We start from the raw sequence: 12,789 nt of genomic DNA, 5'->3' as shown, positions 1-12,789 counted from the left end.
GTGATGCAATGGCGCGCAGTGTACCAGTTTTACAGACCAATCGCCTCTTTTAGGCTTTTAAGATAACGGCGGCTCACCGGCACGGTCAGGCCGTTACGTAAAATCAACTCGGCCTGGCCGTTATCTTCCAGGCGAATCTCCTGCAGCTGCGCCATGTTCACCAGGAATTGTCGATGGCAGCGCAACAGCGGCGTGCGGCTCTCCAGCGTTCTCAGCGTAAGCTCGGTAAAGCCTTCTTTGCCGTCGCTGCTGGTGACAAAAACGCCGCTCATGCGGCTACTGACAAACGCAACATCGTCCATTTGCAGCAGATAAATGCGGCTGTGACCGGAACACGGAATAAATTTTAGCGCCTGCTGGTTTTCCGGCAGCACCGACACATCCTGCTTCGTGCGCTCCTGGCGTAAACGGATCAGCGTTTTCTCCAGCCGGGTTTCTTCAATCGGCTTGAGCAAATAATCAAAGGCATGCTCTTCAAAGGCTTTCACCGCATACTCATCAAATGCGGTGAGAAAAACAATATACGGACGGTGTTCAGGATCGAGCATGCCCACCATTTCCAGACCGCTAATACGTGGCATCTGGATATCGAGAAACAGCACATCAGGGCGCAATTTATGCACCGCGCCGATGGCCTCAACGGCATTCGAACATTCCCCCACAATCTCAATGTCGCTTTGCTCCTGCAACAGGATCCGCAGATTTTCCCGCGCTAACGGTTCGTCATCCACAATCAACACTTTGATCATGCCAGTTCCTCCAGGGGAAGTCGTAAAGTGATTCGGGTAAAGAGGTCAGGTTCACACACTACGCTGATGCCAAAATCATCGCCAAACCGTTCACGTAGTCGCTTATCCACCAGATTCATCCCCAGCCCGCTGGCCTCGGTTGTCGGCAGATACAGGCCGGCATTATCTTCGATATCCAGCATCAGATACTGCCCTTCTCGCCGGGCGGTAATGGAGACTTCACCGGTATCAAGTAGCTGAGAGGTGCCGTGCTTAATCGCATTCTCGACAATGGGCTGCAACGTAAATGCTGGCAATTGCTGATGCGAAAGTTCATCCGGTACCGTTAAAGTGACCTGCAGGCGCGACTGAAAGCGCGCCTTTTCAATTTGCAGATAGGCGTTAACGTGTTCAATTTCATCTGCCAGCGTCACAATTTCTGACGGCCGTTTGAGGTTTTTGCGAAAGAAGGTCGACAGATATTGCACCAACTGACTGGCCTGCTCGCTGTCGCGGCGAATCACCGCTTTAATGGTATTGAGCGCATTAAACAGAAAATGGGGATTCACCTGCGCATGCAGAAGCTTAATTTCTGACTGCGTGAGCATCGCTTTTTGCCGTTCATATTGCCCGGCAAGGATCTGCGCTGACAGCAACTGCGCAATCCCTTCGCCAAGCGTGCGGTTGATCGAACTAAATAAGCGGTTTTTGGCTTCATACAGTTTGATGGTCCCCATCACCCGCTGGTTTTCACCACGCAAAGGGATCACCAGCGTCGAGCCTAATTTGCAGTGCGGATGCAGTGAGCAGCGGTAAGGTACCTCGTTGCCGTCGGCATACACCACTTCGCCGGTATCAATCGCTTTTTGGGTATAAGAGGATGAAATCGGCCTACCTGGCAGATGATGGTCGTCACCAATTCCGGTAAAGGCCAGCAGCTTATCGCGATCGGTTATCGCCACTGCACCAATGTCCAGCTCCTCATACAGTACCTGGGCCACCTTCATGCTGTTAACCTCGTTAAACCCCTGGCGCAATATGCCTTCCGTTGAGGCGGCAACTTTTAGCGCAGTGGCTGAAAACGCCGAGGTGTATTTTTCGAACATGGCCCGTTTGTCGAGCAAAATACGCATAAATAAGGCTGCACCCACGGTATTGGTGACCATCATCGGCGCGGCAATATTGCTCACCAGATGCAGCGCATTATCAAAGGGACGCGCAATCAATAAAATGATCAGCATCTGCACCAGTTCGGCAAAAAAGGTGATCGCGCCCGCCGTCAGCGGGCTAAAGACTTTATCAGTGCGACCGCGGCGGGTCAGTACGCTGTGTACCAACCCGCCGAGAAGTCCTTCAACAATGGTCGAGATCATGCAGCTCAGCGCGGTCATTCCGCCCATCGAATAACGATGCAGGCCGCCAGTCAACCCGACTAGCCCCCCAACCACCGGGCCGCCAAGCAAGCCACCCATCACCGCGCCAATCGCACGGGTGTTGGCAATGGAGTCTTCAATATGCAGCCCCAGGTAGGTACCCAGAATGCAAAAGATGGAAAAGGTGACGTAGCAAAGGAGTTTGTGCGGCAGCCGGATAGTGACCTGCATCAGCGGGATAAATAAACGCGTTTTGCTCATTAACCACGCAATAACAAGAAACACGCACATCTGCTGTAGCAGCAGCAACACCAGATTAAACTCGTACATACCCGCCAACCACAGTCTTCTTAAAAGCGCGTAACATACATGGGCTGCGCGTAACTTTCTTTGAACTGTTGCAAAAAATGAGGAATTTGTGAGAACGGTCACTCAAAAGCGTGGGTATGACTACAAAATCACCCATTCCGTGAGCAAAAAACAGACAAAACTACCTGGTTCGCAAAAGAGCGTCTAAAGTAAAACTGGGACCTCGCGAGCAAGAGTGAGACAACAAATGGCGCTTTACACCATCGGTGAAGTGGCTTTGCTTTGTGATATTAACCCTGTCACTTTACGTGCGTGGCAGCGGCGATATGGATTACTGAAACCGCAGCGCACAGACGGCGGTCATCGTTTGTTTAACGACGCGGACATCGACAGGATCCGCGAGATCAAACGCTGGATAAACAACGGTGTGCAGGTCAGTAAGGTTAAAATGTTGCTCAGCAATGAGAGCATTGATGTGCACAACGGCTGGCGCGAGCAGCAAGAAACGCTGTTGAGCTATTTGCAAAGTAATAATTTGCATAGTCTGCGATTGTGGATCAAAGAACGTGGCCAGGATTATCCCGCCCAGACGCTGAACACCCATCTGTTCATTCCGCTGCGGCGACGCCTGCAATGTCAGCAACCTATTCTTCAGGCACTGCTCGGCATTCTTGACGGCGTGCTGATTAACTACATTGCGATTTGCCTCGCCTCAGCCCGTAAGAAACAAGGTAAAGACGCGCTGGTCGTCGGCTGGAATATTCACGATACCACCCGGCTATGGCTGGAGGGCTGGGTCGCCAGCCAGCAAGGATGGCGGGTTGACGTACTGGCTCACTCGCTCAATCAACTGCGACCGGAACTGTTTGAAGGCCGGACACTTCTGGTGTGGTGCGGCGATAACCAGACGGCCGCTCAACACCAACAATTAACCGAGTGGCGTGCGCTAGGCCACGATATTTATCCACTCGGTATTTAATATTCCATTAACAAACGTGTACAATCCTTTTATATACCATAAGGAGTACATCATGAGCGCAGCTAAAATCGGCGTGATCACCCTCTTCCTGTTGATGGCCATCGGAGGAATCGGCGGTGTGATGCTTGCAGGCTATACCTTTATTTTACGTGCCGGGTAAGGTGTTGCGCGACTCGCTCAAACCCGCGATCGACAATGATGGCCGCCAACGCGACCAGAAGCGCCCCCTGTATCACATAGGCAGTATTAAACCCGCTCAGCCCGATGATTATCGGCGTACCCAGCGTGTTTGCCCCCACAGTTGAGGCGATCGTGGCGGTGCCAATGTTAATAATCACCGACGTGCGAATACCAGCCAGAATAACCGGCGCGGCCAGCGGCAGCTCCACTTTGCGCAGCCGTTGACCGCTGCTCATCCCCATTCCACTGGCAACATCCAGCACGCTGGCTGATATCCCGCCCAGACCCGCCAGCGTCGCCTGTAAAATCGGTAACACGCCGTACAAGATCAGCGCGATGATGGCCGGCTGTGGACCAAACCCCATCACCGGAACAGCGATGGCCAGCACGGCGACCGGCGGAAAAGTTTGCCCCACGGCGGCAATGGTTTCCACCAGCGGTCTGAATTCAGTTCCCCATGAACGCGTGACCACGATCCCCGCCCCCATGCCAATGATCACCGCCACCAGGCTCGAGATCCCCACCAGGCTAAAATGGGCCAACGCCAGCGCCAGAAAACTCTCCTGCTGATAAACCGGTCGCGGCAGCTGCGGGAACAGCGCGCTAAACAGCGCCTGGCTATGAGGCAACCCTGCCAGCAGCAGCAGAAAACAGATAACCAGCCACAACAGCGGATCAGTCAGACGTTTCACGGTGCGGCCTCGGTGAGAGTAAATCCTGAAAATGGAGCGTCCCGCAGGCTCCGCCCTTTGCATCAACCACCGGCAGAACATCGCACCCCCGCGCCACAAAAATAGAGAGCGCATCGCGCAGTGTCATCTCGTCAACCAGCGGCTCGCCGCTGAGCTGCTCATGGCGGCGGGTAAAATCACCGACAGTGCGCAGCGCCAGCAGCCGAACACCCAGTTCGCTGCGGCCAAAAAAGGTGTGTACGAAGTCGTTAGCCGGTGCTGTGAGCATCGATAGCGGCGTGCCTTGTTGCACCACCTGACCTGCGTCCATCAGCACCAGGTGTTCCGCCAGCCTCAGCGCTTCGTCAATATCATGGGTAACCAGCACAATGGTGCGTCCCAACAGCCGGTGAATGCGGGTCATCTCCTGCTGCAACGCGTTGCGCGTTACCGGATCCAGCGCACCAAAAGGTTCATCCATCAGCAGCACCTGGGGATCGGCGGCCAGCGCACGCGCCACTCCCACCCGCTGTTGTTGCCCACCGGAAAGCTGATGAGGATAACGATGACGCAACCCCTCTTCCAACCCCAGCAACGCCATCAGTTCATCTGTTCGGTCATCAATACGTGAACGCGACCACTTCTGCAGCTGCAATACGGTGGCAATGTTCTGTGCAACGGTCCAGTGCGGAAACAGTCCAATAGACTGAATGGCGTATCCCATCCGTCGTCTTAATTCCAGTACCGGCAGGCTGCGGATCTCATCGCCAGCAAAGCGAATCGTCCCGCTATCATGCTCCACCAGACGGTTAATCATTTTGAGCGTGGTGGACTTCCCCGACCCCGACGTACCAATCAAGACGGAAAAGCTGCCTTCGCGAAAATGCAGATTGAGATCGTTGACCGCGTGTTGTTGGCCAAAGGTTTTACAGACATGGCTAAATTCAATCATCAACGGTCACCTTCAGCAGAGCTAAACCTAAATCAAACAGGGCATCGATCAGCACCGCCAGCACCACCACCGGGACGACACCCAGTAGCACTAAATCGACGGCACTGCTGAGCAATCCCTGAAAAACCAATGCGCCAAATCCCCCCGCGCCAATCAGTGCGGCAATAACGGCCATCCCCACCGTCTGCACCATCACGACACGTAAACTGCGCAAGAAGACCGGTAACGCCAGCGGGAGTTGTACCGCACAAAAGCGCTGACGCGAGCTCATTCCCATTGCCCGGGCGCTTTCCAGCACATCAAGAGGAACCTGGTTCAGCCCCGCCACCACGCCGCGCACCAGCGGCAGTAGCGCGTACAGCACCAACGCAATCAGCGCAGGGGCCAGCCCGGTTCCGGCAATGCCCAATGCACGTAACCAGGGAAAATGCTGAACCAGCCCGGCAAGCGGGGCAATCAGCAGGCCAAACAGCGCCACGGAAGGAATGGTCTGGATAATATTCAGTACGGCAAATACCGGCCCCTGGCGCGACGTAGAGAAGGCGCACCAGATGCCCAACGGGATGCCAATCACCAGCGCTGGCAGCACGGTTCCAAGCAGGATAGTCAGATGTTGCGCCAGCGCATCGTCGAAGACATCCTGACGATTGGCATACTCTTTGAGCAGCGAAAGGTCGTTGAACATCCCGGTCAGCAGCAGCGCAACGGGGACGATGGCAATGTGCATATGCAGTAACCAGCGCCACAGTGGCCTCGCGGTGAGACGACGAATCGCGTCGCTGAGCGCCAGCAGCATCAGTCCCAGCCCAAGCCAGAATCCGCTACCCAGACTGGTTCTCGCCAGCGGACTTCCCGTCTGCGCCAGCCCGCTTGCCGTTTTACCGGCGGCAATCAACGCCGCTATCAGCAGCAGTTGCACTACGATCAGGGTTAACACGTTGCCGGCGCGACCGGGGATAAAACACAGCGCCACCAGTAGCAGAAACATCGCCGCCAGCCCCCACGCAAAACCGGGCCAGAGTTCCCAGAGTTGTCGACCTTCGCCAGAGACCAGACGATTGGGGGCATAACTGATGAAAGGCAGCGCGGCTGCCGCCATTAGCAGAAATACCAGCAGCAACAGCACTCGATTAACAGACATCGTTGATACAACACTCACCTGATGCAAACTCCGTTACTTCACCCATCCTTTTTGCTTCAGGTAATCTGCTGCGACTTTTTTCGCATCCAGCCCTTCAACGGCGATACTGGCATTAAGCTGTTGTAGCGTTTTTTCATCGAGACTGGCAAAGACCGGCTGCAGCCATTCCGCCATTTGTGGGTAGGCCTGCAGTACTGATTCACGCACCACTGGCGCAGGAGCATAGATCGGCTGGACACCTTTTGGATCGCTGAGCGTTTGCAGTCCCAGCGCCGCAACAGGGCCGTCGGTCCCGTAGGCCATCGCGGCATTGACGCCTGAGGTTTGCTGCGCAGCGGCTTTAATGGTCACCGCCGTGTCTCCCCCTGCCAGCGATAAAAGCTGATTTTGATTGAGCGTAAAGCCATAAGCTTTTTCAAACGCAGGCAACGCATCTGCACGTTCGATAAACTCTGCCGAGGCGGCCAGTTTGAACGTGCCGCCGTCTTTCAGGTAGCGTCCCAGGTCAGCCAGCGAAACGAGCTTATTCTTTTCGGCGACATCCTGACGGAGGGCAATGGTCCAGGTGTTATTAGCGGGCGCAGGCGTTAGCCAGACCAGTTTGTTCTGTTCCGCATCCAGTTTTTTGACTTTTTCATAACCGGCCTGCGCATTTTTCCACGCCGGGTCATTTTCATCTTTAAAGAAGAAAGCCCCGTTTCCGGTATATTCCGGGTAAATATCCAGTTCGCCGGAGGTGATGGCCCCGCGCACCACTGGCGTGGTTCCCAACTGGACTTTATTGACGGTTTTCACGCCGTGGCTTTCAAGCACCTGCAAAATCATATTGCCGAGCAGCGCCCCTTCCGTATCAATTTTTGATCCCACCGTGACGGGTGATGCGGCCTGCAGGGGTAAGCTCATCGCGGCAAACAGCGCCAGCGAGCCCGCCCAGACCTTTGAGATTATCATGCTGCTCTCCTCATCCTTTGACTGTCCTTTTCAGGACATAGAGGGAAAAGCATAGTCGAAAAATCTGACCTTAACCTGGCAATTGAGGGGTAACGGAGGGAAGGATTAGCAGTAACTCGGTGATAAATATAAAAAGACCGGCAAAACCTCAGGGGCTTTGCCGGTGGGGATGAATCTATGGACCTGACACGTGTGGAGCCATCAGGTCTGACGCAAATTCACCTGATCATTACAGCAGTTCAAACTCGCCCTGCTTCACTCTGGCAGAATCTACGCCGATAAAGACGTTGAATTTGCCCGGTTCCACATCGTATTGCATACGCTGGTTCCAGTATTTCAACGCCTCAATATCAATCGGGAAACTGACCGTTTGCGTCTCGCCCGGTTTGAGATTCACCTTCTCAAATCCTTTCAGCTGTTTGACAGGACGACTCATGGAAGCGGTCACATCCTGTAAATACATCTGAATCACCGTCGCTCCTTCGCGTTTGCCGGTGTTAGTGACCTGCACGCTGGCGGTGACCGTTCCATCACGCTTCATCGTCGGTGCAGAAAGCTTCACATCAGAAACGGTAAAGGTGGTGTAGCTCAGACCATAGCCAAAGGGATACAGCGGGCCGTTGGCTTCGTCAAAGTAGCGTGAGGTGTATTTGTTCGGCTTATCGGCGTTATACGGACGACCGGTATTCAGGTGGCTGTAATAGACCGGGATCTGCCCGACAGAGCGCGGGAAAGACATCGGCAGTTTACCTGACGGGTTGTAATCGCCAAACAGGACATCGGCAATGGCGTTGCCGCCTTCCGTCCCGGCAAACCAGGTTTCCAGAATCGCGTCGGCCTGCTGGTCTTCTTTCACCAGCGCCAATGGACGCCCGTTCATCAGCACCAGCACCAGCGGCTTGCCGGTGGCTTTCAGCGCGGTAATCAGGTCACGCTGGCTTTGCGGAATCGTGATATCGGTCCGGCTGGAGGCTTCATGCGCCATACCTTGCGCTTCACCGACCACAGCGACCACCACATCAGACTGCTGCGCGGCCTTGACCGCTTCATCAATCATGGCCTGCGGCGAGCGTGGGTCGACTTTCACCGCCTCTTCATACAGATTGAGGAAGTCGACAATGCCTTTATCGTTAGTGATATTCGCCCCTTTGGCGTACACCACTTTGCCCTTATCGCCGAGCGCATTTTTAATGCCCGTCAGCACCGTCACTGACTGTTCGGCAACGCCTGCTGCCGACCAACTGCCCATCACATCACGCTTGCTGTCCGCCAGTGGTCCCACGACTGCCACAGTCCCCGATTTCTTCAGCGGTAACGTTTCCAGGCGGTTTTTCAGCAGTACCAGACTTTCGCGGGCAACGTCACGCGCGTCTTTACGGTGTAAACGGCTTTCCGCGTTGGTGTCCTGCGGGTCAGTCTCTTTGGCCCCCAGATGGCTGTACGGATCGTTAAACAGCCCCATATCATATTTGACGTTCAGCACATGACGCGCGGCATCGTCCAGTTCAGCCATCGTCACCTTACCTGACTTAATCAGGCCCGGTAGATACTTACTGTAATACTCATCGCTCATGCTCATGTTAATGCCGGACTTGATCGCCACGCGCACCGCGTCTTCCGGATCGGAGGCGGTACCATGTTTGATCAACTCTTTAATCGCGCCGTGATCGGAAACGGTAATCCCTTTAAAGCCCCACTCATCGCGCAGCACATCTTTCAACAGCCAGGCGTCAGAGGTTGCAGGGGTGCCGTTCAGCGAGTTAAGACCGACCATCACCGCCCCGCTCCCGGCGTCTAACCCGGCTTTGTACGGTGGCATATAGTCGTTAAACAACCGCTGCGGACTCATATCCACGGTGTTGTACTCTTTTCCGCCTTCTACCGCGCCATAGGCGGCGAAGTGTTTGACGCTGGTCATCACCGAATAGCGATCGGCCGGGCTTTTACCCTGCATCGCTTCGACCATGGTTTTACCCATCGTGGCAGTCAAATAGGTATCTTCCCCGAAACCTTCTGAGGCGCGTCCCCAGCGCGGATCGCGCGAGACATCAACCATTGGCGCCCAGGTCATATTCAGGCCATCGTCTGCGGCTTCATAGGCAGAAACGCGCCCCACCGTTCTGACCGCATCCAGATTAAACGATGACGCCAGACCGAGGCTTATCGGGAACACGGTGCGCTGACCGTGCAGTACGTCATAGGCGAAAAAGAGAGGGATTTTCAGGCGGCTGAGTTCCATCACCTGATCCTGCATTTTACGGATATCCTCGCGGGTAACGGTGTTAAAAATCGCCCCAACCTGCCCGTCTTTGATCATCTCACGGATGGCTTCTTTCGGGTTATCCGGCCCGACGCTTATCAAACGTAATTGGCCGATCTTCTCATCGACGGTCATCTGTTTGAGTAAATCGGTAACAAATGCATCCCGTGCTTCAGGGGTCAGAGGATGGTTACCAAACAAGGAGTCCGCCAGCGCTGGCTGCAACGCCAGGCTCACCGCGATACCTACAGAACAAAGCCATTTCATGTTGATTCTCTCTTTATTTTTTCCCGACGAGGCAGCGAAAATATAACAAAAACCGCAGTTTGCCGTAAGCCTAAACGGGAGAGATAAAGAAAGCTAAGGTTATTCTCCTAATTTTGAAATCCGGGATGAATGATGCACAGCCAATTCAGAGACAACCTGAATGAGAAAGCGTATTGTCATACAGAGCGCTATGCTTGTTTCTGATATTTTTGCCCACCACAAGGAGTGGAGAATGTCTTCCATTACAACAACCGATAATAAAGCGTTGCTTAACGAACTGGCCCGTCTGGTGGGTCATTCGCACCTGCTTACCGAACCGTCTAAAACGGCCCGCTATCGCAAGGGCTTCCGCTCAGGTCAGGGCGAGGCGTTAGCCGTTGTCTTTCCTGGCTCATTGCTGGAACTGTGGCGTGTGCTGAACGCCTGCGTCGTCGCCGACAAAATTATCCTGATGCAGGCCGCCAACACCGGGCTAACCGAAGGCTCTACGCCCAGCGGCAATGACTACGATCGCGAGATTGTTATTATCAGCACCCTGCGCCTCGACAAACTGCACGTCATCGGCAAAGGCGAACAGGTTCTGGCGTATCCCGGCACCACGCTCTATTCGCTGGAAAAAGCACTCAAGCCATTTGGTCGCGAACCGCATTCGGTGATTGGCTCTTCATGCATTGGCGCATCGGTGATTGGTGGGATTTGCAACAACTCCGGCGGCTCGTTGGTACAGCGAGGCCCGGCATATACCGAGATGTCGCTGTTTGCGCGAATTGACGAACAGGGCAAATTACAGCTGGTCAACCATCTGGGTATCGAACTTGGCCAGACGCCGGAGCAGATCCTCAGCAAACTTGATGACGAACGCATTAAAGATGACGATGTGCATCACGACGGGCGTCACGCGCACGATCACGATTACGTTACCCGCGTCAGAGATATCGAAGCCGATACCCCCGCACGCTATAACGCCGACCCGGATCGGCTGTTTGAATCTTCCGGTTGCGCGGGAAAACTGGCGGTGTTTGCGGTGCGCCTCGACACCTTTGAAGCCGAGAAAAATCAGCAGGTGTTTTATATCGGTACCAATCAGCCAGAGGTGCTGACGGAGATCCGCCGTCATATTCTGGCAAAGTTCGAACACCTGCCGGTCGCCGGCGAGTACATGCACCGTGATATCTACGATATCGCCGAGCAGTACGGCAAAGATACGTTTCTGATGATAGACAAGCTCGGCACCGACAAAATGCCGTTCTTCTTTACCCTGAAAGGTCGCACCGACGCGATGCTGGAAAAAGTGAAAATTTTCCGCCCGCACTTTACCGACCGTGCCATGCAGAAATTTGGCCATTTATTCCCCAGCCATTTACCGGCGCGGATGAAAAGCTGGCGCGATAAATACGAACACCACCTGCTGTTAAAAATGGCCGGTGGCGGCGTGGCCGAAGCACAAAGCTGGTTGACTGAGTTTTTCAAAACGGCCGAGGGCGATTTCTTTGCCTGTACGCCGGAAGAAGGCAGTAAAGCCTTTTTACACCGCTTTGCTGCAGCCGGAGCGGCGATTCGCTATCAGGCCGTCCATGCCGATGAGGTCGAAGATATTCTGGCGCTGGATATTGCGTTGCGCCGTAACGACACGGAATGGTATGAGCATCTGCCGCCCGAGATCGACAGTAAGCTGGTGCATAAGCTCTATTACGGACACTTTATGTGCTATGTCTTCCATCAGGATTACATTGTGAAGAAAGGTGTGGATGCGCATGCGCTGAAAGAGCAAATGCTGGAACTGTTGCAGGCTCGCGGGGCGCAGTACCCGGCAGAGCACAATGTGGGACACCTGTACAAAGCGCCGGAAACCTTGACGCGTTTTTATCGCGCCAACGATCCGACCAACAGCATGAACCCAGGGATCGGTAAAACCAGTAAACAGAAGTTCTGGAAAGAATCGTAGGCCCGATAAGCGTAAGCGCCATCGGGCACGTTGCCGGGGGTGCTTCGCTTGCCCGGCCTACGGTTTAATCGTTCTGCGCAGTTTGTTCACCCGTCGCCGCCATTTGTGCGGCTTTTTGCTTTTTATAGCTCAGTGCCGCCGCCGGAACCGGCATCACCTTGCCAGTTTCTATCCAGGTACGTAAACGGCTGGCATCGGCAAAATGGGTGTATTTACCAAACGCATCCATCACCACCAGCGCCACCGGTTTGTTGTTGATGACCGTGCGCATCACCAGACAGTGACCCGCCGCGTTGGTAAAGCCGGTTTTGGTGAGCTGGATATTCCAGTTATCGCGGTACACCAGATGGTTGGTGTTGCGGAACGGCAGCGTATAGGCCGGGTTGGCAAAGGTGGCCATGTCTTCACGCGTGGTACTTAACTGACCAATCAGCGGATACTGTTTACTGGCAATCAGTAATTTAGTGAGGTCACGGGCGGTCGACACGTTATGAATGGATAACCCTGTCGGTTCCACAAAGCGGGTCTGAGTCATCCCCAGTGATTTCGCTTTGGCATTCATCGCTTTGATAAACGCGTTATAACCGCCAGGATAATGATGCGCCAGGCTTGCCGCCGCACGGTTCTCCGATGACATCAGCGCCAGCAGCAGCATGTCTTTGCGGCTGATTTCACTGTTCAGCCGTACACGAGAATAGATGCCTTTCATTTCTGGCGTCTGGCTGATGTCTACTTTCAGCTTTTCGTTCAGCGGCAGTCGTGCATCCAGCACCACCATCGCCGTCATTAATTTGGTGATCGACGCAATCGGACGCACAAGGTCCGGATGGTTCGAATAGATGACCTTGTTAGTATTCAAATCAACAATCATCGCACTACCAGACGCAATCTCGGGTTGAGAGGCCGCTGCGGTAGCCGCCGTTTTCGCCACGGCTTGGGGTGCAAAAGGAACTGCCAGCACCAGGGCAAGGCTTAATAATGAAACTCGAAATTTAAGCATGATGAGATTTCTGATAATGGTTCACGCACGTCA

Annotated in this window: 11 protein-coding genes; 3 read left to right on the top strand and 8 right to left on the bottom strand. The window is 54.2% G+C overall.

The features are described from left to right. Nucleotides 1-29 precede the first annotated feature (29 nt). Nucleotides 30-749 carry a two-component system response regulator BtsR gene (gene btsR / locus AC3ITF_RS07920; RefSeq protein WP_181217891.1) on the bottom strand — a complete coding sequence of 240 codons (720 nt, stop codon included), beginning with the start codon at nt 747-749 and terminating at the stop codon, nt 30-32. Continuing rightward, nucleotides 746-2,431 carry a sensor histidine kinase gene (locus tag AC3ITF_RS07915; RefSeq protein WP_096756509.1) on the bottom strand — a complete coding sequence of 562 codons (1,686 nt, stop codon included), beginning with the start codon at nt 2,429-2,431 and terminating at the stop codon, nt 746-748. The genes btsR and AC3ITF_RS07915 overlap by 4 nt, the downstream gene beginning before the upstream one ends. Nucleotides 2,432-2,657: 226 nt before the next feature. Here AC3ITF_RS07915 and mlrA point away from each other — a divergent pair, with 226 nt between their 5' ends. Together mlrA and AC3ITF_RS07905 are read left to right on the top strand one after the other, a co-directional pair. Next, nucleotides 2,658-3,389: an HTH-type transcriptional regulator MlrA gene (gene mlrA / locus AC3ITF_RS07910; protein ID WP_115258046.1), complete on the top strand. Its 732-nt coding sequence runs from the start codon at nt 2,658-2,660 to the stop codon at nt 3,387-3,389. A 52-nt stretch (nt 3,390-3,441) separates the two neighbouring features. Continuing rightward, nucleotides 3,442-3,549 carry a protein YohO gene (locus tag AC3ITF_RS07905; protein WP_003027354.1) on the top strand — a complete coding sequence of 36 codons (108 nt, stop codon included), beginning with the start codon at nt 3,442-3,444 and terminating at the stop codon, nt 3,547-3,549. Here AC3ITF_RS07905 and AC3ITF_RS07900 read toward each other — a convergent pair. The 5 genes from AC3ITF_RS07900 to bglX all read right to left on the bottom strand — a co-directional run bounded on the left by AC3ITF_RS07900 (nt 3,530) and on the right by bglX (nt 9,811). Continuing rightward, nucleotides 3,530-4,261 (bottom strand): ABC transporter permease, encoded by a 732-nt coding sequence (locus tag AC3ITF_RS07900; RefSeq protein ID WP_135911741.1) that lies wholly within the window; start codon nt 4,259-4,261, stop codon nt 3,530-3,532. The two genes, AC3ITF_RS07905 and AC3ITF_RS07900, sit on opposite strands and share 20 nt — an antisense overlap. Further along, on the bottom strand, nt 4,245-5,192 hold the full coding sequence (locus AC3ITF_RS07895; RefSeq protein WP_153879891.1) for an ABC transporter ATP-binding protein: 948 nt from the start codon (nt 5,190-5,192) through the stop codon (nt 4,245-4,247). The genes AC3ITF_RS07900 and AC3ITF_RS07895 overlap by 17 nt, the downstream gene beginning before the upstream one ends. Beyond that, nucleotides 5,185-6,333: an ABC transporter permease gene (locus AC3ITF_RS07890; protein WP_279271747.1), complete on the bottom strand. Its 1,149-nt coding sequence runs from the start codon at nt 6,331-6,333 to the stop codon at nt 5,185-5,187. The genes AC3ITF_RS07895 and AC3ITF_RS07890 overlap by 8 nt, the downstream gene beginning before the upstream one ends. 33 nt (nt 6,334-6,366) lie before the next feature. After that, the gene (gene osmF, locus AC3ITF_RS07885; protein WP_115258042.1) at nt 6,367-7,284 is read right to left on the bottom strand and encodes a glycine betaine ABC transporter substrate-binding protein OsmF; all 918 of its coding nucleotides are present in this window, start codon (nt 7,282-7,284) and stop codon (nt 6,367-6,369) included. Between the two features lie 229 nt (nt 7,285-7,513). After that, on the bottom strand, nt 7,514-9,811 hold the full coding sequence (gene bglX / locus AC3ITF_RS07880; protein ID WP_117343472.1) for a beta-glucosidase BglX: 2,298 nt from the start codon (nt 9,809-9,811) through the stop codon (nt 7,514-7,516). A 232-nt stretch (nt 9,812-10,043) separates the two neighbouring features. Between bglX and dld the strand changes: the two genes are divergently transcribed. Continuing rightward, the gene (gene dld, locus AC3ITF_RS07875) at nt 10,044-11,756 is read left to right on the top strand and encodes a D-lactate dehydrogenase (RefSeq protein ID WP_135911736.1); all 1,713 of its coding nucleotides are present in this window, start codon (nt 10,044-10,046) and stop codon (nt 11,754-11,756) included. Between the two features lie 64 nt (nt 11,757-11,820). Here the strand turns inward: dld and pbpG are convergent, their stop codons facing one another. Next, nucleotides 11,821-12,756: a D-alanyl-D-alanine endopeptidase gene (pbpG, locus tag AC3ITF_RS07870; RefSeq protein WP_096756501.1), complete on the bottom strand. Its 936-nt coding sequence runs from the start codon at nt 12,754-12,756 to the stop codon at nt 11,821-11,823. Nucleotides 12,757-12,789 lie beyond the last annotated feature (33 nt).

Source organism: Citrobacter sp. KH_055_1 (assembly GCF_057838705.1).
Note: the sequence above shows the minus strand (reverse complement) of the source record. Positions and strands in the feature narration are given on the sequence as shown.